At 68.2% G+C, this 25,436-nt stretch carries 23 protein-coding genes; 12 read left to right on the forward strand and 11 right to left on the reverse strand.

The window, feature by feature from the left end; all coding sequences use genetic code 11:
* Nucleotides 1-15 precede the first annotated feature (15 nt).
* Together peaA and qhpG are read right to left on the reverse strand one after the other, a co-directional pair.
* Nucleotides 16-1,539: a quinohemoprotein amine dehydrogenase subunit alpha gene (gene peaA / locus B2P87_RS07390; RefSeq protein WP_141892154.1), complete on the reverse strand. Its 1,524-nt coding sequence runs from the start codon at nucleotides 1,537-1,539 to the stop codon at nucleotides 16-18.
* Nucleotides 1,515-2,873 carry a flavin-dependent monooxygenase QhpG gene (qhpG, locus tag B2P87_RS07395; RefSeq protein WP_244940837.1) on the reverse strand — a complete coding sequence of 453 codons (1,359 nt, stop codon included), beginning with the start codon at nucleotides 2,871-2,873 and terminating at the stop codon, nucleotides 1,515-1,517. Before qhpG ends, peaA begins: the two co-directional genes overlap by 25 nt.
* 159 nt (nucleotides 2,874-3,032) lie before the next feature.
* Between qhpG and qhpR the strand changes: the two genes are divergently transcribed.
* Nucleotides 3,033-4,088: an AraC-like transcriptional regulator QhpR gene (gene qhpR / locus B2P87_RS07400; protein WP_141892153.1), complete on the forward strand. Its 1,056-nt coding sequence runs from the start codon at nucleotides 3,033-3,035 to the stop codon at nucleotides 4,086-4,088.
* Between the two features lie 234 nt (nucleotides 4,089-4,322).
* Here qhpR and B2P87_RS07405 read toward each other — a convergent pair whose 3' ends face one another.
* Together B2P87_RS07405 and B2P87_RS07410 are read right to left on the reverse strand one after the other, a co-directional pair.
* Nucleotides 4,323-5,414: a ParB/RepB/Spo0J family partition protein gene (locus B2P87_RS07405; RefSeq protein WP_286852321.1), complete on the reverse strand. Its 1,092-nt coding sequence runs from the start codon at nucleotides 5,412-5,414 to the stop codon at nucleotides 4,323-4,325.
* Entirely contained in the window at nucleotides 5,392-6,813 is a 1,422-nt protein-coding gene (locus tag B2P87_RS07410; protein ID WP_259947171.1) for an AAA family ATPase, read from the reverse strand. The genes B2P87_RS07405 and B2P87_RS07410 overlap by 23 nt, the downstream gene beginning before the upstream one ends.
* Nucleotides 6,814-7,403: 590 nt before the next feature.
* Here B2P87_RS07410 and B2P87_RS07415 point away from each other — a divergent pair.
* The gene (locus B2P87_RS07415; RefSeq protein ID WP_286852323.1) at nucleotides 7,404-8,684 is read left to right on the forward strand and encodes a replication initiation protein; all 1,281 of its coding nucleotides are present in this window, start codon (nucleotides 7,404-7,406) and stop codon (nucleotides 8,682-8,684) included.
* Between the two features lie 30 nt (nucleotides 8,685-8,714).
* Here the strand turns inward: B2P87_RS07415 and B2P87_RS07420 are convergent, their stop codons facing one another.
* Nucleotides 8,715-9,236, reverse strand: a complete 522-nt coding sequence (locus B2P87_RS07420) for a winged helix DNA-binding protein (protein WP_141892201.1) — start codon at nucleotides 9,234-9,236, stop codon at nucleotides 8,715-8,717.
* Between the two features lie 212 nt (nucleotides 9,237-9,448).
* Between B2P87_RS07420 and B2P87_RS07425 the strand changes: the two genes are divergently transcribed.
* Genes B2P87_RS07425 through B2P87_RS07450 form a run of 6 tightly spaced genes read left to right on the forward strand, consistent with a single transcriptional unit; the run spans nucleotide 9,449 to nucleotide 14,874 of the window.
* Nucleotides 9,449-10,420: a TRAP transporter substrate-binding protein gene (locus tag B2P87_RS07425; RefSeq protein ID WP_141892200.1), complete on the forward strand. Its 972-nt coding sequence runs from the start codon at nucleotides 9,449-9,451 to the stop codon at nucleotides 10,418-10,420.
* 58 nt (nucleotides 10,421-10,478) lie between these two features.
* Nucleotides 10,479-11,027 carry a TRAP transporter small permease gene (locus B2P87_RS07430; RefSeq protein ID WP_058285689.1) on the forward strand — a complete coding sequence of 183 codons (549 nt, stop codon included), beginning with the start codon at nucleotides 10,479-10,481 and terminating at the stop codon, nucleotides 11,025-11,027.
* A 9-nt stretch (nucleotides 11,028-11,036) separates the two neighbouring features.
* Nucleotides 11,037-12,332 carry a TRAP transporter large permease gene (locus B2P87_RS07435; protein WP_141892199.1) on the forward strand — a complete coding sequence of 432 codons (1,296 nt, stop codon included), beginning with the start codon at nucleotides 11,037-11,039 and terminating at the stop codon, nucleotides 12,330-12,332.
* Nucleotides 12,332-13,078, forward strand: a complete 747-nt coding sequence (locus B2P87_RS07440) for a 5-oxoprolinase subunit B family protein (protein WP_141892198.1) — start codon at nucleotides 12,332-12,334, stop codon at nucleotides 13,076-13,078. Before B2P87_RS07435 ends, B2P87_RS07440 begins: the two co-directional genes overlap by 1 nt.
* Nucleotides 13,075-14,091: a biotin-dependent carboxyltransferase family protein gene (locus B2P87_RS07445; protein WP_141892197.1), complete on the forward strand. Its 1,017-nt coding sequence runs from the start codon at nucleotides 13,075-13,077 to the stop codon at nucleotides 14,089-14,091. The genes B2P87_RS07440 and B2P87_RS07445 overlap by 4 nt, the downstream gene beginning before the upstream one ends.
* 9 nt (nucleotides 14,092-14,100) lie before the next feature.
* Nucleotides 14,101-14,874, forward strand: coding sequence for a LamB/YcsF family protein (locus tag B2P87_RS07450; protein WP_141892196.1), 774 nt, complete (start codon nucleotides 14,101-14,103; stop codon nucleotides 14,872-14,874).
* A 42-nt stretch (nucleotides 14,875-14,916) separates the two neighbouring features.
* Here the strand turns inward: B2P87_RS07450 and B2P87_RS07455 are convergent, their stop codons facing one another.
* Together B2P87_RS07455 and B2P87_RS07460 are read right to left on the reverse strand one after the other, a co-directional pair.
* Nucleotides 14,917-17,313 (reverse strand): 1-deoxy-D-xylulose-5-phosphate synthase N-terminal domain-containing protein, encoded by a 2,397-nt coding sequence (locus B2P87_RS07455; RefSeq protein ID WP_141892195.1) that lies wholly within the window; start codon nucleotides 17,311-17,313, stop codon nucleotides 14,917-14,919.
* 22 nt (nucleotides 17,314-17,335) lie between these two features.
* Entirely contained in the window at nucleotides 17,336-18,538 is a 1,203-nt protein-coding gene (locus B2P87_RS07460; RefSeq protein WP_141892194.1) for a methionine gamma-lyase, read from the reverse strand.
* Nucleotides 18,539-18,651: 113 nt separating this feature from the next.
* Between B2P87_RS07460 and B2P87_RS07465 the strand changes: the two genes are divergently transcribed.
* The 4 genes from B2P87_RS07465 to B2P87_RS07480 all read left to right on the forward strand — a co-directional run bounded on the left by B2P87_RS07465 (nucleotide 18,652) and on the right by B2P87_RS07480 (nucleotide 21,164).
* Nucleotides 18,652-19,110 carry an Lrp/AsnC family transcriptional regulator gene (locus B2P87_RS07465; RefSeq protein WP_058285682.1) on the forward strand — a complete coding sequence of 153 codons (459 nt, stop codon included), beginning with the start codon at nucleotides 18,652-18,654 and terminating at the stop codon, nucleotides 19,108-19,110.
* A 149-nt stretch (nucleotides 19,111-19,259) separates the two neighbouring features.
* Entirely contained in the window at nucleotides 19,260-19,592 is a 333-nt protein-coding gene (locus B2P87_RS07470) for a GYD domain-containing protein (RefSeq protein WP_141892193.1), read from the forward strand.
* Nucleotides 19,593-19,800: 208 nt separating this feature from the next.
* Nucleotides 19,801-20,556 carry a hypothetical protein gene (locus tag B2P87_RS07475; protein ID WP_286852327.1) on the forward strand — a complete coding sequence of 252 codons (756 nt, stop codon included), beginning with the start codon at nucleotides 19,801-19,803 and terminating at the stop codon, nucleotides 20,554-20,556.
* 77 nt (nucleotides 20,557-20,633) lie between these two features.
* The gene (locus B2P87_RS07480; RefSeq protein WP_141892192.1) at nucleotides 20,634-21,164 is read left to right on the forward strand and encodes a redoxin domain-containing protein; all 531 of its coding nucleotides are present in this window, start codon (nucleotides 20,634-20,636) and stop codon (nucleotides 21,162-21,164) included.
* 20 nt (nucleotides 21,165-21,184) lie between these two features.
* Here B2P87_RS07480 and B2P87_RS07485 read toward each other — a convergent pair whose 3' ends face one another.
* Genes B2P87_RS07485 through B2P87_RS07500 form a run of 4 tightly spaced genes read right to left on the reverse strand, consistent with a single transcriptional unit; the run spans nucleotide 21,185 to nucleotide 25,409 of the window.
* Nucleotides 21,185-21,967 carry a hypothetical protein gene (locus tag B2P87_RS07485; protein WP_286852330.1) on the reverse strand — a complete coding sequence of 261 codons (783 nt, stop codon included), beginning with the start codon at nucleotides 21,965-21,967 and terminating at the stop codon, nucleotides 21,185-21,187.
* Complete coding sequence (locus B2P87_RS07490) at nucleotides 21,964-22,347, reverse strand: hypothetical protein (RefSeq protein ID WP_141892190.1); 384 nt, start codon at nucleotides 22,345-22,347, stop codon at nucleotides 21,964-21,966. The genes B2P87_RS07485 and B2P87_RS07490 overlap by 4 nt, the downstream gene beginning before the upstream one ends.
* A gap of 57 nt (nucleotides 22,348-22,404) precedes the next feature.
* Nucleotides 22,405-23,352, reverse strand: coding sequence for a dynamin family protein (locus B2P87_RS07495; RefSeq protein WP_141892189.1), 948 nt, complete (start codon nucleotides 23,350-23,352; stop codon nucleotides 22,405-22,407).
* Nucleotides 23,349-25,409, reverse strand: a complete 2,061-nt coding sequence (locus tag B2P87_RS07500; protein WP_141892188.1) for a dynamin family protein — start codon at nucleotides 25,407-25,409, stop codon at nucleotides 23,349-23,351. The genes B2P87_RS07495 and B2P87_RS07500 overlap by 4 nt, the downstream gene beginning before the upstream one ends.
* Nucleotides 25,410-25,436: the final 27 nt, after the last annotated feature.

A 25,436-nucleotide genomic window follows, 5' to 3' on the forward strand; every position in this document is an offset into this window, starting at 1 on the left:
GTCTCTCCCCCTGTCTCAGCGGATCGGCGGGTCGATGAAGCGCTGCACGGTGACAATCAGCATCGCCTCCGCCTGCTGGCCCATCGCCTCCGCCTGCACTGTCAGCTCGCCCGCATTGTTAGCGCTAAACGGGCGGTCCGGGTTGGGCCCGGCAACCGCCGGCGCAAAGATGCCGTTTGCCTGCATTTCGCCTGCAAATTCAGTGTCTTTCATGTGGGCTGCGTGCTCATGCGCGTTGGCCACGGTCCATTGCGCCTCAACCCTTCCGACGCGCACGTCGTCCTCGGTCCCGGCCTCGCCGTCAGGCCCGTTCCACATGCCAACCGCGTTGAAATAGGCAGGCACCGCTGCCGGGCCTTCCTCGCTGCCGCCGCCGACGCGGGCGATGGTGAACTCAGGCTCCACCTTCAGGCTGTCGAGCGAGGTGTAATGGGCGATCTGTCCCTCTGCCCCGCCCGCGCTGAAGGTCACAACGCCATTGCCCTCGGCCGCCAGCGTCAGCGCCGCGCCAAAGCTGTTTGGCTCTGCCTCACCGCTGGAGCTGTCCAGCCCGTCCAGCCCGGTGCCAACCACCTGCACCTGCGCCTCCCCCGCCGGAACGGCAGAGGGAACCGTGCCCAGGATGACGCTGCCAGCCCCCTCACGCACACCGCTCAGCGGCGCGCCCAGGGCATCGTTGCTGCGGTCGAACTGGCGGCCCATCAGGCTGTTGCCATCCTCCGACAGCGCCAGCACCTGGCGGTAGGCGGTGCCGCCAATGTCCAGATTGGCGCGCCATTCATAGCCGGTATAAAGGTTCATCTGCCCCGACGCCGGATGCGCGGTGCCGTTCGCCGTCACAAACTCGCCGCTGACCTGATAGGGCGAGGCATCGCCGCTGACCGTCAGCTTGCCGTAGGCTTCGCCGATGCCGGGCAGGTCGGTCATCACCACCCAATCGCCTGCCACCGGCTGCTTCTCCGCCGCCTGCCAGTCCGTCCAGGCCGCGGTCTCCAGCGGGTTCTGCTCCGCCAGGTAGCCTGCGATCTCGGTCCGGGCGATCTTGTACCACTCCCGGTCGCGGCCAAGCGCCTGATATTCGATGGTGGGGAAATGGCCGACATGGAAGTCCATGTGCAGTTCCCACTCCTCCGCGGTGCGGTTTTGCAGCAGCCCCCGCGCGCCGGTGTGGCAGCGCGCGCACATCGAGGCAAACGGTTCGTCAAAGCTCTCCTGCGCGTTCGGGTCCTTCTCCAGCGCATAGCGGAACGGCGCGGCCTCGGACGGCGCCAGGCCCTGGGTGTCCGCCAGATGCTGCACAATGGCGCGGCGGTCCTCTGCGCTGATCTCCAGCCCGTGCGCCTGCTGCATCCGGACCAGGGTCATCATCCAGCCCTCGGGCGTCTTGCGCTGTCCGCTGATCCGGCTCAGCCCGCCCTCCTCTGCCGTGTGGCAGGTGGAGCAGGTGTTTTTCAGCAGCTCCTCGCTGGCCAGCGCCGGCACCGCGCCCGCCGCTGATATCAGAAGTGCAGCCGTCAGGCCGCGGGGTCGTAGTTGCATGGATCAGTCTCCCTGTTTGCAGTGTCCCAGGGGATCTGCGCCCCCTCGGTGAAGCCTTGTGACAAAAGCCATTGATGGATCGCCCGCGCCGCCTGCGGCGGGGCCTCGGGCAGAAGTGCGCTGTGAAAGCGGTCTGCGTCCGGCAGCGGCTGGCCGTTCAGGCGGCGCAGCAGCGGCACGATCTCCTGCCCGGCGGCAAATGCCGCGCCGCCCGGGGCATCGCGGGTGATCAGCACCTCGCGCCGGGCCAGATACCCGTCCTGCACCACAACCCGTCTGGCCACATGCGGGCGGATATCCGTGTCATGCGCCGGCGCCTCGTCCGGCCAGGCGGCGCGCTGCTGCCAGAACGGCGTCTGAAACCCCGCCTCGCGGTAGAAGTCCCGCCCTACCCGCGCCTGCCTCCAGAACGTCTCTGCCACCCGGTTGCGGTAGAACGCGCGGGCCAGATCCGCCTGCCCCGCCAGCAGCGCCCGCGCCATCGGCACCGCCATCAGCGCCGAGGACACCGCCCAGAACATCCCGTGCCCCGACAACGGGTCCAGCGCCACCGCCGCATCGCCCAGCCGCGGGCAGCGCGGATCCAGATCCGGCGCCGCCAGCCGCGGCGCAATCGCATGGACAACTGGATGGCGGGGCAGCGGGGTCTCTGCCAGCACGCTCTCCCACAGCGCCGCCACCGCCGTCTTGCCGCGTGCCTGCCCCAGCGAAGACGCAGCGCCCACCGCCTGCAGCCACAGCCGGTCCCGGTCCACCGGCACCGACCAGACCCAGCCGCCGGGCCGCGCCTCGATCCGTGGTGTCTCCATATCTCCCGCCTGCGGCGGCACAAATCCGGCAACCGAAATCGTGTCCGGCCCGGCCAGCTCTGTCCGCTCCAGCTCCGCCGGCTGACGCGGCGCGCGGCGGCCGCGGGCCTCAAACAGCAGCCGGGCGGACAGGCATGTGCCATCAGCCAGCCGGATTTCACCCGCCTCCGGCCGCACGCTGGACACCGATCCATAGATAACGCTGACACCCTCGGCCCGCGCCGCCTCCAGCAGCCCGGCGTCAAAGGCGGTGCGGTCTGCCGGATGCTCGCTGTTCTGCCCGCCCTGAAACCCGCCCCAGCTGACATGGCGCTGCGCCGCCGGGCCGATCCCGGCCAGCGGCAGCCGGTGCCGCGCCAGAATCGCGGCGACGCGGGCGGACATCCCCTCATACCGCGGCCCGCGCGGCGGCAGGGTGGCCAGCGCCACGCGGAAGCCGGCCCGCGCCAGCAGGACCGCCGCCACCGACCCGGAAGGGCCGCCGCCTGCGATCGCGATATCAAAGGTGCCAATTTGAGGTGCCATTTAGCCAACGTGCCGCGAAGGCCGCCGCTTGTGGCGGACACTTCCGGACAACAACCCGACATTTCCGGACAGAATCAGCAGCGCCGGCCCGGACTGCGGCATTTTTTCTCGAAGAGCGGATTTTTGCGGTATTCTGGCGCAATCCTGAGGAACTGCGCGATGCCACACAACTATCAGCCCCGGATTTCCGCCTCCACTTTGAATGACCCGCTGCGGGCCGTTGAGTTCATGAACGGCGATGCCGCGACGATTTCCCGCAACGCCGGAATCGGGCCGCGGGACCTGGAGGGCGAGATCAGTCTGAAGAAATTCGTCGACTTCTGCGAGCATGCTTCCGAACAGCTTGGCCTGCCGGATTTCGGCTGGCGGGTCGGCTCGGTCTTCAACCTGCAAAACCTTGGCACGCTTGGGGAATATATCATGCAGGCGCCGACGCTTGGGGCCGCGCTGGCGCTGTTCCGCAATGCCTTTCCGATGGTGCAAAGCGATTCGGAACTGCGGCTGACGGTCCGCGGAGACACCGCGCGGCTGACCTACCGGATTCTCGACACCAGCATCTGGCCGCGGCAGCAGGATGCCGAACTGACTCTGTCGGTGTTCCACAGCCTGATTCGCTCTGCCACCGGCCCGGACTGGCGGCCCGACCTGCTGTCGCTGGAGCACGAATCAAGCGCCCTGCACAGCCGCAGCAGCGCCGGGCCGCGTTGCCCGGTGCAGTATTCCGCCAGCTCGAACACGCTGGTGTTTTCCGCCGGTCTGCTGGATCTGCCGCTGGCGGACAGCGAAAACCCGGCCTTCAAGACCGCCTCGCAGTCGATTGTCCGCACTGCCCGGCAAAGCGAGCGGGCGGCGCCGGTTACGGTGCGGGTGCGCCGGGAGCTGCTGATGCGGATCGGGCGGGAAAGCTTTGAGCAGACCGCCATCGCCGCGGCCCTGGGCATGTCGCGCCGCACCCTGCGGCGGCGGCTGGAGGATGAGGGGCAGAAGTTCTCCCGGCTGCTGGCGGGCTGCCGGATGGAGATTGCCAAGCGCATGCTGCTGGCCCCGGGCGCGCAGCTGCATGACATCTCGGAGCGGCTGGGCTATTCGGAAGTTTCCGCGTTTGAGCGCGCCTTCCGCCAGCGCGAGGGCGCAACCCCCAGCCAGTTCCGCAAGCAATGCTGCGCAGAAGGGGCCGGAGAGTGTGCGGCCAGCGCGGGGTCCGCTGCGAACTGACGGCCTGCCGCGGCAGAAAACAGCAGTGCGCTGGTCCGTGACGGCGGCGGCTTCGCAGCGAAACCTGCCGGGGGTCTTCGGAATGCGGCACGCCGGGATTGCACAGGAGGTTTCGCAGCGAAACCTCCCCCGGTGAAACCCGCAACCAGCGCGCCGGCCCTTGCGCGCAAAACAAAACCCCCGGCCAAAGGCCGGGGGTTTTGCTGCGAAACCGGGCTGCCGTTCCCTGCCCGCTCAGCCGTTTTCCAGCAGATGGCGCACGTTGTCCATCACCGCATCGACCAGTTCCGCCGTCACCTCCGAGCCGGAAAAGCGGATGGCATAACCGCTTGGCCCAAGCTCCCGTTCGATGGTGATGCCGCGGGCCACCCGGGTCTTGCGGGCGCGTTCGATCTTCTGCACGGCTTTGGGGCGGCCGCCGCGGCTGGGATCCTGCGGCGCGCCTTCGGCCTGGTCGATGAGCGGCAGCATGGCGTCCCATTCCTCTGCCGCCGAGCGCCCGCCGGCCTGTTCCAGCGCGGTGCGGAGATCTTCGGCGAGACCCGCGCGCAAGGCGCCCGCAAGCCGCAGGCACTGGCGTTCGTTGAGGCCGGTGGCGTAGGCCAGCATGTCGCCCAGCTCCTCGTGGATCAGGGCAAAGGAGCGGATCTTGGAGCGCTTGGCCTTGGAGGCGTTCTGGAACAGCACCGCCACCGCCTCGTCGACGGTGGCGAACACGCCGTCATGCACCGCAGACGCCGCGGCGCGGCCGCGTTCATACTGGCTGAGGCCTGCGCGGACCTCGTTCTCCTCGATCATCGCGACCATCGCTTCGGCGATGCTGCCGGGAGCGCGGATGAAGGCGGGGATGGTCTGGAACCGCTGGCCGCCGCTCAGCGCGTTGAGGCGGCGGTAGGCGGTCAGGCGGCGGTAGCCGGAGACCAGCGCGTATTTGCCCGCGTCCTCGTGGTTTGCCGGCTCGAACACCTCAATCGGCAGCCGCAGGCCGTTGACCGAGATGGAGCTCATCAGCTCCTGCATCTCGTCCTCGTCCATCACGATCCGGTCGCGGTTCAGCGCCTCGGCGGTGATGCCGGTGATCGGCAGCTCCACCGCCACCAGGCCCTTTTCCTCCGCCGCGCGCAGCCGTTCGGCGTCAGCCCGGTCGCGGGCTGCGGCCTCGCGCCCGGCCTGGGGCAGGGGGTCGGCATGGCGGGCGGCATCGGCCACCACATCGGCAATCGGCGGCCGCAGCCCGGGGCCGCGGGCCAGATCCCGGTCGATGCCTGCCTCAATCTCCTTCAGCGCCTCGGGCGAGGGGGTTTCAAGCTGTCTGCGCCTGGCCATCTGCTGTCTCCTCTTGCTGGGATTGCTGCTGCTCCATCTGCTGATCGCGCCACCAGCTGCCGATCAGCAGTTCCTTGAATTCCGCATAGGTGCGGTCGAACACCTCGCGGCCTCGGGTGTAGGTCTCGCGGTTGAAATTGCGGTAGTCGGCCTCGTAGATGCCGGAGACGCTTTCGCCGGCCTGGCCGACCAGGGCGGTGTAATCCTGCCGGTAGGCGTTCATCATGTCGCCGAAGTAGGCCTGGATCACATTGGCCAGGTCGGTCTGCTGGCTGGCGTCAAAGCGGGTGATCAGGGCGCGCACCACGTCCCATTCGAACTTCATCTCCGGCAGGCCGGCACGGCGGCGGGCGGCGTTCTCGCCATCCTCGATCGAGGCGAAGGTGGAATAGAGCATGTCGAAGAATCGGCCCGTCGAGTCGAACTCCAGGAAGGACGCGCCCAGCGGCACCATCAGGATGTCGGCGGCGGCCAGCGCGTTGATGGTGAGGTAGCCGAGGGCAGGGGGGGTATCGAGCAGGATGACGTCGTAATCGTCCAGCGCGCCGCCCTGATCCAGCGCGTTGGTCAGCGCGTCCCACAGCGCCCAGTTGCGCAGGCCCATGCGCCAGACCGGGATCTGGAATTCCGCCCAGTAGAGGTTCAGCTGGGCGCCGATGAGGTCGATGTTGGGCCAGTGGGTTTTCTGCACCACGTTTCGCAGCGAAACCTCCCGCGCCTCGGTCAGGGTCTCGTCCAGCGGGATCGGGTCGGATCCGGCGGCGGCGCGGACCTTGTTCTCGGCCTCCACCGCCTCGGCATAGTCGCGGGCGAGCAGGGGGAAGACGGTCTGCCATTCATCGGCCACCTGACCGCCCAGGATCGAGGTCATGGAGCCTTGGGAGTCCAGATCCACCACCAGCACCTTGTAGCCGTCCAGCGCCGCCGACATCGCCAGATGCGCGGCGGTCGAGGTCTTGCCGACGCCGCCCTTGAAGTTGGCGACGGCGACCACCTTGGCGGGCAGGCCCTCGGGACGGTAGGGGCGGTATTCCTTGGTGCTGATACCTTCCTCCGCGAAATGGTCGCGCAGTTTCAGCACCTCCTCCAAGGTGAACCATTTGGAGCCGCTGGCGCCCTCCCCCTGGGGCAGGTCGGGGTTCTTGTTCAGAACCCGGCGCAGGTGGGCGGGGGCGACGGGGATCAGGTAGCGGCAGACCTCCCAGGTGGAGAATTTGCGCAGCCGCTTGCGCCCGTCGGGCGCGTAGCCGCGCTTGGCCAGATCATCGCGGCCCCGGCCCGCAAAGGCGGCGGCCTTGGCGAATCTGGCGGTGTCGACCATCTCGCCCAGCTTGGCGGCTGCCGCTGCCGGATCCAGGTTGAAATAGGGCGGCAGGGGAGTGTCCGGTTTTTTTGCCATGTCTCGTGTGCCTCGGTAAAATCGCCTGTTTGGCGTGTTATCACCGGTTTTGTCGCACATCCGGGGCAGAGTGTGAATCATTATCTGGCAGCGCATCTGTTTTCCGCAGCCGTCCGTAATCAGCGGAATATATGAGTCTTTTCCCCGAAAAACACTATCGCACAAACAGGTTGAAATGTTGTGAATCTTTGATTCAGTTTAGAGTCTTTAGGGGAGATAACCGTAATTATATCAAACGGTTATATATGTTTGGGGACCCGCATCCGGGGGCAAAGGAACCCGTTTGCAGGAGCATGGGTACCTGTCTGCGGGAGCAAGGGTCCCGATTCGCGGGAGGACGGGCACCCGTGCCCCTGAGGCCCGAAATCGGCCCGTTTGAGCGCCCGGAACAGCCGTAAACCGGGGGATTTCGGCGGTATCCGGGGCCTGTAAACGCCGGTCCGGTCTTAAGGTACCCGTTTCCGGGATGGCCTTCTCCTGTAAACGGGTCCCCAAGCCGGGATTGAGCGCGGGTTCCTTTTGGGCCATAGTCAGTCCAGAGCAGAATCCCCGCAAGAGCGTCAAGCCGCCAGGGGCAAGAGGGCAGGGCGATGGATCCAGACGATATCCCGCACAGCAAGCTGACCGGGCCGTTGCGCCGGGGGTCGGTAAAGAAGAATGTCGCCGCGATCCATGTCTCGGGCAAGCTGACGCTGTTGCAGCGCAAGCTGTCGAATGTGCTGCTGCTGAATGCCTATGACGCGCTGATCTCCAAGCCCAAGCACCAGATCGACGCGCAGACGCTGTGCATGATGGTGGGTTATAACTCCAACGATATGGAAACCCTGAAGCAGTCGCTGCGCAGCCTGGCGGAGACGGTGGCGGAATGGGACATGCTGGATGAGAACGGCAAGCAGGAGTGGGGGGTGAGCTCGCTGCTGTCCTATGCCAAGCTGCAGGGCGGGGTGTGCGAATACGCCTACAGCCCGGCGCTGGCGGAGAAGCTGCACGATCCCAAGGTGTTTGCCCTGATCAACCTGAACATCCAGCGCCGGTTCACCAGCGGCCACGCGCTGGCGCTGTATGAGAACTGCTACCGCTTCGTGCGGACAGGCTCGACCGGCTGGTGGGACATTGCGCTGTTCCGCCGCCTGATGGGGGTGGAGGGCAGCGCCTATTACGAGAGCTTCAAGCACCTGAACGCCAAGATTATCAAGCCGGCGGTGGCGGAGGTGAACAAGACCTCCAACATCCTCTTGACGCCGGAGTTCAAGAAGATGGGGCGGCAGGTGGCGGAGGTGCGGTTCCTGATCAAGGAGAACCCGCAGCTGGCGATGCTGGATATTGATGATGGCGCCGGGGTGCGGCAGGGGGCGGTTTACGGCCAGCTGATGGCGCTGGGGGTCAGCGACCGGCTGGCGCGGCAGTGGATTGCCGAGCATGGCGAGGACTATGTGGCCGAGAAGGTCGGCTATCTGAAGGGGCGCAAGGGGGTGGACAGCCCGGTGCGTTACCTGAGCGCGGCGCTGCGGGATGACTATAAGGACGTGCCCGAGGCGGTGAAAGAGGTGCCGCCGGAGGTGCTGGCCGCGGCCGAGGCGCGCAAGGCGGCAGAAGCGGAGGCGGCGCGCCAGGCGGCGGCGGAGGATGCGGCCAAGGCGCAGGAGCGCGCGCGGAGGGCGCAGCGGCTGGAGCGGATCCGCGATCTGGCCGCCAGCCGCTCGCCCACCCAGCGGGATGCCGACAAGCGGCTGTTCCTGAGCCGGCTGGAAGATGAGATCGACCGCGAGGAATTCCGCAACCGCGGCTGGGGTGCGGCGCTGCTGGCCAGCCAGATGGCGGAATTCTGGGAGGAACTGATACCCGGCGCGTTCGAGGAACTGGCCGGGTAGGGCAGGGGGCCGGCGGAAACCGCTATTGTGTCAGAGCGAGGCGGCGGCGCGGCTGGCCTGGTCGTAATGGCCGGAGAGCGCGCGCAAGCTGCGGGCCAGCTCGCGCAGGTCCTTGCCCGGCAGGTCGGCGGCGGACAGCCCGTCCAGCAGGCACTGGCGGCGCACGTCGCGGTAGGCCGAGCACAGTGCTGCGCCCTCGGCGGAGGTGCGGTAGAACACTTCCTTGCCGCGCTTTTCCGAGGCCAGCAGCCCGGCTTTCAGCAGCTTGCGCAGCCCGTAGTTCACGGTGTGGCTGTCCTCGATGTTGAGCAGGAAGCAGATGTCGGACAGGCGCTTGTCCTTGCCGCGGTGATTGACGTTGTGCAGGATCAGGATTTCCAGCGGGTTCAGATCCGGCTGGCCGGCCGCCGCCATGCAGCGGGTCATCCAGCGGGAGAACGCGTTGGAGGCGATGATCAGGCCGAATTCCAGCTCCGACAGTTCCCAGCCTTCGCCTTCGGCCAGGTGGCGGGAGGAGACGATTCGGCGGGAATCCGGTTTCTTTTCGGCCATTCTTGCACCCTTCTTTGTTGATAAAACCCCGGCGTTTTATCTGCATGTGGTCATAAAACGGCAAAGTATCAAGGAGATCAAGCAGGCCGTGGTGCTGGCGGCGGCGGCGGCGGGCCAGGTGCGGGCCGGACGGTGTATATTGGCAAAACGTTGACAAATTATCAGCGTTATGGGTACGATATTGCAATATTTCGCTTTGGGAGGAAATTATCATGAAGATCACCCGTTTGCTGGGCGGCGCCGCCGTTCTGATTGCCGGTCTGTCTGTTCCGGCGCTGGCCGCGACCTGGGACATGCCGACGCCCTATCCGGACGCCACGTTCCACACCAAGAACATCGCCGAGTTCGCCAGCGACGTGGCCGAGGCGACCGAGGGCGGGCTGGAGATCAAGGTCCATTCCGCCGGTTCGCTGTTCAAGCACCCGGAAATCAGCAAGGCGGTGCGCAGCGGCCAAGTGCCCGCGGGCGAGTTCTTCCTGTCGCTTCTGGCCAATGACAACCCGGCGTTCGGTGCCGACTCGCTGCCGTTCCTGGCGACCAGCTATGAAGAGGCCGAGCGGCTGTGGGCGGCGCAGAAGGATGTGATCGGCGGGCTGCTGGACGAGCAGGGGCTGATGGCTCTGTACGCTGTGCCGTGGCCACCGCAGGGGCTGTACACCACCAAGGAAATCAACAGCGTCGAGGATCTGGCGGGCTTGAAGTTCCGCACCTACAACGCGACGCTGGAGCAGTTCGCCAACCTGGCGGGCGCGGCGCCGACGCAGGTTGAGGTGCCGGACATTCCGCAGGCCTTCAGCACCGGCCGGGTCGAGGCGATGATCACCTCGCCCTCTACCGGCGTGAATTCGAAGGCCTGGGACTTCCTGAGCCATTACACCGACATTCAGGCCTGGATCCCGAAGAACATCGTGGTGGTGAACAAGCGCGCGTTCCGCCGCCTGGATGAGGCGACCCAGACCGCCATCCTGGAGGCCGCGGCAGAGGCCGAGGCGCGCGGCTGGGAGATGAGCCGGGCCGAAACCAGCAGCCAGATCGAGGTGCTGAAGGAAAACGGCATCACCGTGGTTGAGCCGTCGCAGCAGCTGATGGAAGGCCTGCGCGCGATTGGCGCCGAGATGCTGGAGAATTGGAAGGGCGAGGCCGGGGAGGCCGGCGCCACCCTGCTGAACGCCTACCAGCAGTAATTGCAACATGGCCGGACGCCGGGGGCGGCGTCCGGTCTCCTGGGGAGGAGGGGCGGCGATGCGGCCTGTGCTTGATTTCATCTACCGTGCGGCCGGGGGCCTGGCAGCACTGTTTATCGTGGCCATCGTGGCGCTGGTTTTTGCGCAGGTGTGCCTGAACCTCGCGGACAAGATCGCGGCGGCGCTGACCGGAACCGGGGTGGGGCTGACGATCCCGTCTTATGCGGATTTCACCGGCTTTTTCCTGGCCGCCTCGACCTTTCTGGCGCTGGCCTATGCGCTGCGGGCGGGGGGCCATATCCGGGTGACGCTGGTGACCAACCGCTTGCCCGCCGCCGCCCACCGCGCGGCGGAGCTGGGGGTGATCCTGCTGGCGCTGGCGATGAGCGGCTTTGCCACCTGGTACATGGGGCTGCTGCTGCTGGAATCGCTGGAGTTCGGCGACCGCAGCGCGGGTATGGTGTCGGTGCCGCTGTGGCTGCCGCAGGCGCCGGTGGCGCTTGGCCTTGCGATCCTCACCCTGGCGCTGGCGGACGAGCTGATCTCCGTGCTGCGCGGCGCGCTGCCCTCCTGGGAGGGCAAGGGCGAAAATCTTCTGAGCGAATAGGGGATCACCATGTCGGTTGCCGCGCTTTCCATCATTCTTCTGGTCCTTCTGTTTCTGTTCCTGGGCGCTGGCCTGTGGGTGGCCTTTGCCCTGCTGGGCGTGGGCATCGCCGCGATGGCGCTGTTCACCGAGGCGCCGCTGGGGCTGGTGATGGCCACCACCATGTGGGGCCACAGCAATTCCTGGGCCTTGGCGGCGCTGCCGCTGTTCATCTGGATGGGTGAGATCCTGTTCCGCTCGCGCCTGTCGGAGGACATGTTCACCGGGCTGTCGCCCTGGATGAACCGGCTGCCGGGGCAGCTGTTGCATGTGAACGTCTTTGCCTGCGGGATCTTTGCCGCGGTGTCAGGGTCGTCTGCCGCCACGGCGGCCACCATCGGCAAGCTGTCGATCCCCGAACTGTCGCGCCGCGGCTATCCCGAGAAGCTGGTGATCGGCACCCTGGCGGGCTCTGCCACGCTGGGGCTGCTGATCCCGCCGTCGATCATCCTGATCGTCTATGGCGTGGCGACCGAGCAATCCATTGCCCGGCTGTTTGTTGCGGGCGTGCTGCCCGGCGTGCTGCTGGTTGGGCTGTTCGTGGGCTATGTGGTGGTCTGGGCGCTGCTGAACCGCAGCCAGCTGCCGACCGAGGACATTGCCGCCACCTTCCGCGAGAAGCTGAAGCGCGCCCGCAGGCTGGTGCCGGTGGTGCTGCTGATCGGCGGGGTGATCGGCTCGATCTATGCGGGCATCGCCTCGCCCACCGATGCGGCGGCCGTGGGGGTGGTGCTGGCGCTGCTGTTGTCGTGGCAGTCCGGCTCGCTCACCCGGCAGAGCTTTACCGAGGGGCTGATGGGGGCGACCATCACCTCCTGCATGATCGCCTTTATCCTGGCGGGGGCGTCGTTCCTGACGGTGGCGATGGGCTTCACCGGCATTCCGCGCATCCTGGCGGAGTGGATCGGCTCGCTGAACCTGTCGACCTTCACGCTGCTGGCGGCGCTGACAATCTTTTTTGTGATCATGGGCTGCTTCCTCGACGGGATTTCGGTGGTGGTTCTGACGGCTTCGGTGATCATGCCGATGGTGCTGGAGGCGGGGATTGACCCGCTGTGGTTCGGCATCTTCCTGGTGATCGTGGTGGAGATGTCGCAGATCACGCCGCCGGTCGGGTTCAACCTGTTTGTGCTGCAGTCGCTGACCGGGCGGGACATTCTGACCGTGGCCAAGGCGGCGCTGCCGTTCTTCTTTCTGATGGTCCTGGCGCTGGTGCTGATCGTGCTGTTCCCGTCCATCGTGACCTTCCTGCCGGAGCAGATGTGATGGCTGAGGAGCGCGCAGCACCGCCTGCCCCCGACATTCGCACGGTGGGGGTGGATGGGATGCTGGTGAGCTTTGGCAGCCGCCTGAGCGAGCCGGCCAACCGCGCCGCCCTGGCGTTCCGCGCAGCGCTGGCGGCGGAAAGCTGGGACGGGGTTGAGGAGGTCTCGACCTCGCTGGTGTCGGCCTATGTGCGGTTTGATTTGCGGCATCTGGACCATGCGGGCTTGCGGGCGCGGCTGGAATCGCTGCTGGCGCAGCGCGACTGGTATGCCGCCGCGCTGCCCGGCCAGCGCCGCCTGTGGCGCATTCCGGCGGTGTTCGGCACCGAGCTGGCGCCGCAGCTGCCGCAGGCGGCAGCGGCTGCGGGCATGACCGAGGCGGAGGCGGTGGCCTCGCTGTCGGCGGCGCGGGTGCGGGTGCAGACCATCGGTTTTGCCCCCGGCCAGCCCTATCTGGGCGAGCTGCCGGAGGCCTGGGACATTCCGCGCCAGAGCCAGCTGACCACCCGCATTCCCGAGGGCGCGCTGGCGGTGGCGATCCGGCAGCTGGTGCTGTTTTCGGTGGCGACGCCCACCGGCTGGATGCACGCGGGCCAGACCGCAGTGCGCCTGTTCCGCCCCGACGCGGAGGAGCCGTTCCTGCTGCGCCCCGGCGATGAGGTGCAATTCAGCGCGATAACGCCGGAGGAGCTGCAGGGGTTGCGGCGCGATCCGCTGGGCGGCGCCAGGGCGGAGGATCTGTCATGAGCGGCTCGCTGACCATTTTGCGCGCAGGACCCGGGATGACGGTTCAGGACCTTGGCCGCCCGGGCTGGCTGGAATACGGGGTGTCGCGCGGCGGTGCTGCCGACCGGCTGGCGCTGGCCGAGGGCGCGGCGCTGCTGGGGCAGGGGGCGGATCTGGCGGCGGTCGAGATGGCCGGCCTGGGCGGCGAGTTCCAGGCGGGCAGCGATCTGCGCATTGCCCTGACCGGCGCGCCGATGCGGGCCAGCATCGACGGCACCGCCGCGGCCTGGAACGCCAGCCACCTGCTGCCCGCGGGGGCGCGGCTGACGATCGGCGCGGCACGCAGCGGCAGCTATGGCTATCTGCACGTCGGCGGCGGCTTTCACACGCCGGTGCATCTGGGCGCGCGCTCGGCGCATCTGGCGGCGGGCATTGGTGCTGCGCTGGCACAGGGCGGCGTGCTGGAGACCGGCCCGGACGGCGGCCAGGGCACCGGGCTGGGGCTGGCGCCGGACGACCGGTTCGAGGGCGGCACCGTGCGGGTTGTGGCGAGCCTGCAGACGGCGCTGTTCCCGCAAGCCGAGCTGGAGCGGTTCGAAGGCACCGCCTTCCGCCGCGGGGCGCGCGGCAACCGGATGGGCGTGCCGCTGGAGAGCGATGGCGAAGGCTTCCGCCCCGACGGCGCGCGCACGGTGGTGTCGGAGGTGATCGTGCCCGGCGACATCCAAGTGACCGGCGACGGCACGCCTTATGTGCTGCTGTCAGAATGCCAGACCACCGGCGGCTATCCCCGGATCGGCACGGTGCTTCCTTGCGACCTGCCCTTGCTGGCGCAGTCGGCGGCAGGGGCGGAGCTGCGCTTCCGTTTCATCCCGCTGGAGGAGGCGGTCGGGCTGGAACGGGCAGAAGCAGAGCGGCGCGAGGGCCTGCGCGGCCGGTGTCATCCCCTGATCCGCGACCCGCGCAGCATGTCCAACCTGCTGTCCTATCAGCTCATCAGCGGCGCGATTGCCGGTGAAGAAGATGTCTTGTGAGGAGATGACATGACCCGAACTGTCGATCTGAATGCCGATATGGGCGAAAGCTTTGGCGCCTGGTCGCTGGGCGATGATGCCGGGCTGCTGGATATCGTGACCTCGGCCAATATCGCCTGCGGTTATCATGCGGGCGATCCGGACGTGATGGCGGCGACGATGAAACACGCGGTGGCCAAGGGCACCGGCATCGGCGCGCATCCCGGTTTTCCCGACCTGCAGGGCTTTGGCCGCCGCTGGATGTCGGTGCCGCATGAGACGCTGGGCAACATGGTGCGCTACCAGCTGGGCGCGGCGCAGGCGATGGCGCGCGCGGCGGGCGGCGCGGTGCGGCATCTGAAGCTGCACGGGGCGCTGGCCAATATGGCCTCGGAAGATCTGGCGATGGCGCGGGCCTGCTATCAGGCGGCCTTGTCGGTGGACCCGGAGATCATCGTGATGGTGCTGGCGGGCACCGCGCAGCAGCAGGCGGCGCAGGAGCTGGGCTGCAAGACCGCTTGCGAGATCTTTGCCGACCGCGCCTATAACGATGATGCGACGCTGGTGGACCGCAGCCTGCCCGGCGCGGTGATCCATGATCCGGCAGAGGCCGGGCGGCGGATGGTCGAGATGGTGCGCGAGGGCGCCATCATCACCGCCAGCGGCAAGCGCATCCCGGCGCGGATCGACACCATCTGCCTGCATGGCGACACCCCGGCCGCGGTGGCGATTGCCGCCGATGTGCGCCGCGCGCTGCAGGACAGCGGCGTCGGGCTGGCGCAGTTCAGCGGCGCGGTGCTGTAAAAGCGCGGGGCGGGGGCAGATCGCCCCCGCGTTTTTCAGGCCTCAGCTGCGCGCCATCGCGGCAAAGGCGCCGCGGCCGGCCCGCTTGCCTGCGGTGAGGCCGTTCACTTTTTCGACGATGGCGGCGGCGTCGATGCCGTGGTGGCGGTAGAGGTCGCCGATGGTGCCGGTCTGGCCGAAATGCTCCACCCCCATCGGGATGGTCTGATGGCCTGCGACCGAGCCCAGCCAGGACAGCGTGGCGGGGTGGCCGTCGATCACGGTGATCAGCTTGCAGTGCGGCGGCAGCGCACCCATCAGGGTTTCCGCATGGGACTGCGCCGCGGCGTTGCCGCGCGAGCGCGCCCGCTGGGCGGCGGTCCAGCCGGAGTTCAGCCGGTCGGCAGAGGTCACTGCCAGCACGCCGATGTCGCGGCGTTCTTCGGCAATCATGCCTGCGGCCTTGATCGCCTCGGGCGCGACGGCACCCTGGTAGGCAATCACCACCTCGCAGTTCGGCCCCGGCGGGCGCAGCCAGTAGGCGCCGTCTATGGTGCCCTGGCGGAAGGCGTCATCGGCCCGCTTGCCGGGCTGTTCCAGCGGGTTGGTGGTGAGGCGCAGATAGACCGAGCCGCCGGTCTCGTCGCGCAGCCAGGTGCGTTCGTCCGGATCGCCCTCGCCGTCGCGCTGCACATAATCGAAGGCCCATTGCATGATCACCGCCAGCTCATCCGCGAAGGCGGGTTCAAAGGCGGCCAGACCGTCCTGGGACATGCCGATCAGCGGCGTGCCGATGGATTGGTGCGCGCCGCCCTCGGGGGCCAGGGTGACGCCCGAGGGCGTGCCCGCGAGGATGAAGCGCGCGTCCTGATAGCAGGCGTAGTTCAGCGCATCGAGGCCGCGGCTGACGAAGGGGTCGTAGACGGTGCCGATGGGAATGAGCCGCTTGCCGAACAGCGAATGCGACAGGCCCGCCGCGCCCAGGAGCAGCATCAGGTTCATCTCGGCAATGCCCAGCTCGATGTGCTGGCCCTCCGGCGTGAATTCCCATTTCGCGGTGGAGGGGATGCGGTGTTCGATGAAGGCATCGGCCTGGGCGGTGCGGGAGAACAGCTTGCGCCGGTTCACCCAGGGCCCGAGATTGGTGGTGCCGGTCACGTCCGGCGAGGTGGTGACGATGCGGTCCGCCAGGTCGCTGCTGCCCTTGGAGAGATCGTCGAGGATCTTGCCGAAGGCCATCTGGGTCGAAATCTCGCGTCCGGCGGGGGCGGCGATTTCGGGCACCGGAAGGCGGGCGTCGGCATAGCGGCGGGTGCCTTGGGCAAAGAAGGGCACTTCGGAGAGGAACTGGCGCAGGCCTTCCGGGTCCTGGACGGTGGCGAGGGGATCCCATTCCTGCCCCTCGGGCACGCCCATATGGGCCTGCCACTGGGCAAACTGGGCGGAATTCATCAGGCCGCCGTGGTTGTCCTTGTGGCCCGCAATCGGGGTGCCCCAGCCCTTGACCGTATAGGCCAGGAAGCAGACCGGGCGGTCGTGGGTGATGGCGTCGAAGGTTTCGGCCATCGTCTCCACGCAGTTGCCGCCGAGGTTTTCCATCAGCGCTGCCAACTCGGCATCGCTGCGGCGTTCGATCAGGGCGGTGACGTCGCCCTGATCGCCAAGGTCGTCAAGCAGGCGCTGGCGCCAGACCGCGCCGCCCATGAAGGTGAGGGCGGAATAGTCTTGGTTCGGGCAGGCGTCGATCCAGCCGCGCAGCTTGTCGCCGCCGGGTTCGGCAAAGGCGGCGCGCTGCAGGACGCCGTATTTCACCCGCACCACGTCCCAGCCGAAGGCGTCGAAGATCTTCTCGATCCGCTCGAACAGGCCCTCGCGGACGATGCCGTCGAGCGACTGGCGGTTGTAGTCGATGATCCACCAGCAATTGCGCAGATCGTTTTTCCAGCCCTCCTGCAGGGCTTCGTAGATGTTGCCCTCGTCCAGTTCGGCGTCACCCACAAGGGCCACCATGCGGCCCATCGGGGCGTCTGCGCCCCAGCTTTTGGCGGTGATGTAATCCTGGATCAGCGAGGCGAAGGAGGTGATCGCCACCCCCAGCCCGACCGAGCCGGTGGAGAAATCCACGTCGCAGGTGTCCTTGGTGCGGCTGGGGTAGCTTTGCACCCCGCCGAAGCCGCGGAAGTTCTCCATCTTTTCCCGGGTCTGGTTGCCCATCAGGTACTGCAGGGCGTGAAAGACCGGGGCGGCGTGGGGTTTCACCGCCACCCGGTCCTCGGGCCGCAGGGCGGAGAAATAGAGCGCCGTCATGATCGAGACCATCGAGGCCGAGGACGCCTGATGCCCGCCCACCTTGATCCCGTCCGCCTTGGGGCGGATGTGGTTGGCGTGGTGGACCATCCAGTGCGACAGCCACAGCAGCCGCTGTTCGATGGTCTTGAGGTGGGCAGGATCGGGGCGCATGGCGGTCTCCTTGAAGGGCGGGTTACTCGGCGGCCTGAAGGGCGGCGGGGGCCAGGGCCTGCTCCAGGTCGGCGATGATGTCTTCGGCGTCTTCCAGCCCGACCGACAGGCGGATGAGGCCGTCGCTGATGCCGTGCTCGGCGCGCTCCTCGGGCGTGTAGGTGGAATGCGTCATCGACGCCGGGTGCTGGATCAGGGTTTCGGCGTCGCCCAGCGACACCGCGCGCTGGATCATCTCCAGCCGGTTCATGAAGGCAATGCCGCCGGCCAGGCCGCCCTTGGCTTCGAAGGCGATCATGGCGCCGGGCTGGTCCATCTGGCGTTCCGCGATAGCGCGCTGTTCAAAGCTGTCGAGGCCCGGGAAATACACCGCGCCGACGGCGGGGTGCGCCTCGAGGTAGGCGGCGACGGTGCGGGCGGTGGCGCAGTGGCGGTCCATCCGCAGGTTCAGGGTCTTGATGCCGCGCAGGATCAGCATCGCGTTGAAGGGCGCCATCACCGCGCCGGTCATGTCCTTCATGCCAACCAGGCGGATCTCGGCGATCTGCTCGGCGGTGCCCGCGACCAGGCCGGCCACCACATCGCCGTGGCCGCCCAGGTACTTGGTGGCGGAGTGCAGAACGATGTCGGCGCCGTGTTCGATCGGGCGGGTCAGGTAGGGGGTGGCATAGGTGTTGTCGACCACCACCGTGGCGCCCGCCGCATGGGCGATCTCGGCGCTGGCGGCGATGTCGACCAGCCGCATGTTGGGGTTGGCCGGAGTCTCGAAATAGACCACGCGGGTTTTCTCCGACACCGCGGCGCGCAGGTTTTCCGGGTCGGTCATGTCGACATGGGTGATGGTGACGCCCCATTTCGCCAGGCCGTGGCGCATGAAGGCGAAGGTGCAGCCATAAAGCGTCTTGTCGACGATGACCTCGTCGCCGGGCGACAGCAGCGTCCATAGAACCGCGGTGATCGCGCCCATGCCGCTGGACAGGGCCAGGCCCGCCTCGGCACCTTCCAGCACCGCGATGCGCTGTTCCAGCAGGTCGCAGGTTGGGTTGGAGATACGGCTGTAGATATGGCCCTGACGCTCGCCCGCGAACATCTCGCCGCCGGCTTCGGCGGTCTCAAACGTGAAGGTCGATGTCAGGTGCAGCGGCGGGGTCAGCGCCCCGTCGTGGTCCTGCGGGTTGTAGGCGTGGTGAATGGCGCGGGTGGCAAATCCTGCGGAACGTTTCATGTCGGGCTCCTGATCTCTGTTGCTGCCATATTGCGCCTGTCCGGAAGGTGATGGATTGCCAATTATGCCAGCCAGAGAGTAGAATTTGGCATAATCTGCCAATCGGGGGCCGCATGGACAGCAAAGACAGACAGATCATCCGCGCCTTGCAGCGCGACGGGCGGATGACCAACCAGGATCTGGCCGAGGCGGTGAACCTGTCGCCCTCGCCCTGCCTGCGCCGGGTGCGGAACCTGGAGGCGAGCGGGGTGATCCGCGGCTACAGCGCCGATGTGGACGCCACGGCCTATGGCCTGGCGATCACCGTCTTTGTGCGGATCCGGCTGGAGCGGCACAATGAAACCGACGTTCAGTCCTTTGAAGGCCGGGTGCGGCGGATGGACGAGGTGCTGGAGTGCCATGTGCTGACCGGGGCGATGGATTACCAGCTGCGGGTGCTGGTGCCGGACCTGGAAGCCTATGAAAGCTTCATCCGCAACCGCATCCACCCGATCGGCGGCATCGCCTCGATCGACACCAGTTTCGTGTACGGCACGGTCAAGAAAACAGCCGTGTTCCCGCCCGCCTCCTGACCGGCAGGGGCAGGCGCCGGCCCGCTGCCCGGTTTGGCATGCCAAACGGCCCCGTCTTGTGGTATCATGGCAGCTTGGGGGCATGCGGGCCGGACGATCCGGCATCGTGCCCGAAAACGGCTCGCCTTTTACCCCAAGGGAGAGTCAGAATGCCAAGATTTATCGTGACCGGTTGTTATACCGCCTCTGCCATGAAGGCTATGGTTGAACGCCCCAGCGACCGCGAGGCTGCGTCCCGTGCTTTGGTCGAAGCGGCGGGCGGCACCCAGGAAAGCTTTTTCCTGACCACGGGGGACAGCGATTTTGCCATCCATGTGAACATTGACGATGTGTCGGCCCTGCTGGCGGGCTTGCTGGCGGTGGGCGCCAGCGGTGCGGTCAGCAACCTCAGGACCGTGCGGGCCTTTACCGCGGACGAATTCCTCGAGATGCAGAAGAAGGCCAGCGGCATTGCCGGCGCCTACAAGGCGCCTGGGGCGTAAGCGCCGCCTGCGCCGCGTTTCTGCGATGATCTGACAGCTCCGCCGTGCGGAAGCCGCCCGCCAGCGGCGCGCGGCGGAGGTCTCTGTGTGTCTGCCCGGCTGCTGGAGTGGTGCGGGCTGAAAAGTAGCGAGTCGAAATAATACTTGAAAAAGATAGCGACTCGAAACTACAAGAGGGCATCGCGAAGGGCATAACGGAGACATTGCAATGCGGATTTCACTTATTTCGGGCGCGGCGCTGATGCTGGCGGCTAGCGCAGCTTTGGCAGATGAGGGCCACGGCCGCGCGGCGGATCAGGACGGCGCTGTGCTGTCGGCGGCATCGGCGGACGGGACGCGGGCGGCCTTTGATATTCTGGCAGCACATGCGCACCGCAAGGGCAACCTGGTGACCTTTCACATGACCACCAATGGCGACGCGGGCGCCGAGGTGCCGGAGGCAACGGGCGCCGTGGGCGGGGCAGGGGTGCTGTCCTATGTCTGGCCGACCTCGCTGGACCCGTCGGTGGTTGGGTTCGAGGGCGGCACCGGCATTCTGGCGCTGGCGGCGACCAGCCACCCGGATTTCGACGACACGCCCCTGTTCGACGAGAACCAGGACGGCGATCCGGCTAATGACGGGGTGGTCTGGCACAGCCATTGGGTGGTGCTGACGCCAACTGAGGCCTGCGGCCCCGGGGCGCTGGCGGTGCGCGACATTCCGGAAGGCGAGACGCCGCAGCTGCCTGCGACCTGGCCCGGGTTCCCGGTGTTCCTCGACAGCCCAGGATTCTCGCCCGTGTTCGACGGGCCGGAGATCGCGGTGACAGCGGCCTTCGGCCGGGAGGTGGCGCTGGAGGGCGCGGCCTATGACGGAGTCACCGCGGCGCTGCGGGTGAATGCCAATATCCACGCGCCGCTGCTGTGTGTCACCGATGTGTTCGATGTGGCCTCCGGCGATCTGAGCCTGCCGGGCAAGCTGTGACCCCTGCCGCCCCGGCGGCCCCTTTGGCCGGCGCGCCGGGGCGGCGCCTGTGACCGAGCGGAGACAAGGAGACAGACATGCCCGCACCCGAACTTGATACCGTGCAGTGGTTCAACAGCCCCGGTCCCGTCACCCTGCAGTCGCTGCGGGGCCGGGTGGTGGTGATCGAGGCGTTTCAGATGCTGTGCCCGGGCTGTGTGCGCCACGGGCTGCCGCTGGCGCAGAAGGTGCGGGCGGCTTTTCCGCAGGACCGGGTGGCGGTGCTGGGGCTGCACACGGTGTTTGAGCATCACGCGGCGATGACGCCGGTGTCGCTGGCGGCGTTTCTGCAGGAATACCGGATCACCTTTCCGGTAGGGGTGGACCGGCCCGGCGGCGGGCCGATGCCGCGCACGATGGAGGCCTATGGGATGCGCGGCACCCCGAGCCTGCTGCTGATCGGCAGGGACGGGGAGCTGCGGGCGCATCACTTCGGCGAGGTTTCGGAGCTGCGGCTGGGGGCGGAAATTGCCGCGCTGATGGCGGAGGACGCGCCGGCGGCGGCGGGCGCCGCGCCGGACGGGGCCGGACCCGCGGCCGGCTGCGGCCCGGCGGGGTGCACCGTCTGAGCCGTGCCGGGCAGAAGAGGTCAGGAGAACAGGGCGGTCCAGGTCTCGATCAGGCCGGGGACGGCCCCGGGCGGCAGCGCCAGAAGCAGAAGCTCATCCTCATGCGCGGCGGCCAGGATGCGCAGATCAGGTGAGACCGGCAGCAGCAGGCAGTCGGGCCTGTGGGCGGGCATTCTGGCCGATCCCGGGCGGGCGGCGCTGGCGGCAAAGGCGCTGCGGACCGCCTGCAGCTGTTGCAGCAGGGGGGGCGGGCCGCCGCTGTCCGGCGCCTGCGCACCGGCAGGGCAATGGATCCATGCCAGGGCCTGCGCTGCGGCGGCGCTGCGCAGCGTGCCAAGCGGGCTGCGGCTGGCGGCGGCGAGCGCCTCCTGCAGCTGGGCGGCGGTGCAGCTGCCTGCGCCCTGCGGCGCTGCGCAGGGGCGGCGGCGGAAAGTGATGCCGGCGCCTGCGGCCTGCGCCTCCAGCCGGCGCAGCCGGGCGGCAAACAGCCGGGCGGCGGCGGCGGGGTCCTCCGGCGCGGCGCCCGCCTCCGCCGTGCCGCCCAGGCTGAGGCCTGCGAGCCTGCGGTGGGCGGCGGTGAGAACGGCGGCGGGGGCCTGGCCGATGCACAGGGTGATTTCGCGCGGCAGCACGGTTTCCCCGATTTCGCGCAGCAGGGCGGGCAGCAGCGGTTCCTGCCCCGCGGCGGCGCGCTGAGCCTGAGCAGTCAGCGCCTGCACCGGCTGCGCCAGCTGCCGCAGCGCCTGGAGCAGGGCGTCCGGGGCGGGCTTTGCGCCGGGGAGCTGGCGGGCAGGGCTGGTCATCCTGCGCCCCCGCCGAGACCGGCCAGCAGCGCCCGCGCAGGCGCGGCGAGGCGGGCGGCGGTGTCCGCGTCGCTGCAGGCGCACAGCAGCGCGTCGCCGGAGCCATCGGGCGCGCGGATGCAGAGGCGGGCCTCGCCCGGGACCAGCATCAGGATGTCATCGGCGGGCGGGCACGCTGCCTCCGGCCCGGCCTGCGCCGCGGCGTCGAGCATCAGGAAGCCGCGGCGGGCCTGCTGGCACAGCGCGTCGAGGTATTCCTGCGGGTGGCTGGCGGCGCTGCTGCTGCGCAGAACGATGCTGGCGCCCAGATCGCCGAAGGCCGCCAGGCGGCAGCCGTCCGCGCTCTGGCGCAGGGTGTCGAGCTGGCGGGCAAGCGTCACCTTGGGTCTCCTTCGTGGCGCGGGCACTCCGGGGCGGCAGCGGCTGGCATGGCGGTGTCAGTCTCCGGCGGGCTGGGTTTCAGGGCGGGCGCGGCCCGGGCGCTGGCTGCGCTTGGCCGGCGGCGCGACGCGGCGCGGCATCACCCGGCTGGCGGGAGCGGCACTGGCGGCGGCCTCGCGTTTGCTGCCGAAATCCAGCACTTCGGCGCGCGGACCTCCGCCCGCTTGCGGTGCGATTTGCGGGGCAGACTGGGGCTGGGCCGGGGCTGCGGCCTGGGCCGGGCGGCGGCCGGGCTCTGCCCAGTTCAGCAGCAGATCCACCAGATATTCGGCAAAGCGGTCGGCGCCGCTGGTCTTCCACGCCTCCATGTCGTCGCCCGCGGTCAGCGCCTGGCTGAGCGACAGCGGGAAGATGGCGTTGAAGGCATCGCCGGTTTCCTTTTGCACGCGGCGCAGCACGCGGTCGCGGTCGCGGGGATTGCGGAGCTTGTCGAAGTGGGTGATCAGCAGGGTGCTGGGGCCGCTGAGACGGCTGGAGATCTCCTCCCACGCGGCGGCTTCGGACTGGCGCCAGGCCTGGGTGGCATGGGTGCACCAGATCACGCTGTCGACCTCGGGCAGCAGCGCCTGCCAGACGCTGGCGGGCATGTTCGGGTCGGAGATGCCGGGCATGTCGATCAGGTCGCACAGCTCCAGCGCCTCGGCGGGCAGGGTCAGGCGGATCAGCGCGGTGCTTTCCAGCGGTGCCGCGGCGATGTCCTCCAGCGGCACCTCGGTTTCGCTGCCGTCGGTGCCGGTGAGGCTGGCGCCCTCCGGCCCATGCGACAGCCAGACCGGCGGCAGCCGGGTGGCGGTGACGCGGGTGGGCAGCGGGGCGCGGCCGGCCAGCAGGTTGGTCAGGGTGCTTTTGCCGGCGCTGAATTCCCCCATCAGCGCCAGGCGGGGCTTGCGCGCCGGGGCCGCGTCCGGAGCGAGGGGGGCAGGAATGGCGGTGTGCTGGGTCATGCGGTGAAGCTCCTGAGGGTTTCCAAGGCGGTGGCGGTCTGGGTCTGGCGGCGGCGGGCCTCATCGCCGGCAAACAGCGCCTGCATGTCGCCGCCGCCGCGGCGGCAGTCGGCGATTTCCAGCAGGATGTCGCGCTGATCGTCGAAGAAGCCCTGCAGCCGGGCGAGGATGGCGGCGCGGGCGTCCGCGGTCTGCACGGTCTTGAGCTGGGTCATGAAGTCCTCTGTCTCGCCTGCGATCAGGCTGCGGAACTGTTTGGCAAAGGCCTTGTAGCCGCGGGTGCGGCGCCACCAGGAGGCCCACCAGCTATCGTTGAAATCCAGTGCGATGGACTGCGCCAGCGCCACCGGCGAGGCGGGCTGGGGCACCTCGGGCACCGCAAGCTGGATGCCCTCGACCGCCGGGCCGAAGCCGTCGTAAAGCAGCTCTGCCACATCCTGCACCGCGGCCTCGTAGCGGGTCTGCGCGGCGGATTGCAGGCGGCTGGCCATCACCGAATAGGCCGAGCGCAGCAGCATCCGCAGCCCGGCCGGGTCGTATTCCCAATGGCAGTCCTCGCCCCATTTCTCCAGATGGTCGATCAGCGCGTGGGTGGCGCGGTCGGTAAAGGTGGCATGCGCCCGGTCGGCGCGGTCGCGGAAGGCGTCGAGCACCTGGCCCGCCTCTGCCTCCAGCGCCTCAAGGTGGGTCTGGCACAGATCCTCAAAGGCGGTGCGGACGTCGTGCAGGTTGGCGCCGCCGCCGCTGCCCTCGCCCTGCACCATGACCGCGTTGGCGGCCTGCTGGCCGGTGGCGGCCGTGGTGGCGGAGGCGGCAATGCGCGTCAGCAGCGGGGTGCCGAGGTCGGCGGCGATGCGTTCGCAGACCGCGCGGTTCAGGGCCGGGATGCCCGACAGCTCCCACACCATGTTCTGGGCGGTGGCCTTGGCGTGGGACGCGTTGACCGACGCCTCGGCCCAGCTGAGCAGCGCGGCGGAACTGGCGGGATCCATATCCTCCAGCCCGCCGGTCAGCACCTTGTTGGCCCAATAGGCGCTGCCGAACAGGATGGTGGCCTCCTGCGGGCCGTGGTGCGCTTGCAGGGTCTGGCGGATGCTGGCCTCGATCTCGGCCACCTGGTTTGCGGGGTCGGCCAGCTCGTCGATGCGGTTGACGAAGATCACCACCTCGCGCGATTTGAGGTTGGAGATCATCCGGATCAGCCCCATGTCAACCGAGGTGAGCGCCTGGCCCGCCGACAGCACCACAACGCAGATGCGGCTGTCGCGGATCGCCTGGATGGTGATCTGCTCGCGCATCATGAAGGTGTCGTTTACGCCCGGCGTGTCGCGCAGGCAGAGGCGGTGCGGCACGCTCTGGCAGTTCAGGTACAGATCGGCGGCGCGGGTGATGTCGGCAAAGCGGCCCTGTTCGTCCACGGCGCCCGGTTCCTCGCCGCCGAAGTCGTCGCCGAGGCAGATGTAGCGTTCGATCAGGTTCTTGTCGAAATAGCCGTAGTCGTGCTTCTGCCCCATCAGGAGCTCGAACTTGCGGCCCAGCCGCTGGCGGGAGCGTTCGCGCATCTCCTCGATCTGGGCGCGGATCTTCTGCAGCTCGCTGCCGGCGCCGGCACGGCCGGCCATTTCGCCGATGCGGCCGCCCTTGGTGGTCAGCCGGTCCCATTCGTCCTCGGTCATGAACTGGAAGCTGGCCTTGTTTTCGGTGCGGGTCCCGTCCGGTTCCAGGTGCAATGAGGTGACAACCGAGGTCCAGGGATTGACGTCGGAGGGCAGCAGGTCGGCCCAGCCCGCCATGGCGTTCACCAGAGAGGTCTTGCCGGACTTCACCTGCCCCAGCAGGGTGACGCTGGGCTCGAACGCGGCGAGTTCCGCCTGCAGCCGGGCGAGGCTGCGCCGGACCCGCTCGCCCGACACCTCGGCAAGGGCGGCCAGCGCGGTATCCAGCCGCTGCGCCTTGCGGGCAAACGCCGCCAGCGGCTCCAGCCCGGCGTTCAGGTTGGTCGGCCGCGCGGAGGCGCGGATGTCGGTGGCACTCTCGATCTGGGCTTCCATGTTCATGGCTGAATCTGCTGTTCCTGCATTGGC

The organism is Leisingera sp. UBA4491 (genome assembly GCF_002388965.1).
Taxonomy (GTDB): domain Bacteria; phylum Pseudomonadota; class Alphaproteobacteria; order Rhodobacterales; family Rhodobacteraceae; genus Leisingera; species Leisingera aquaemixtae.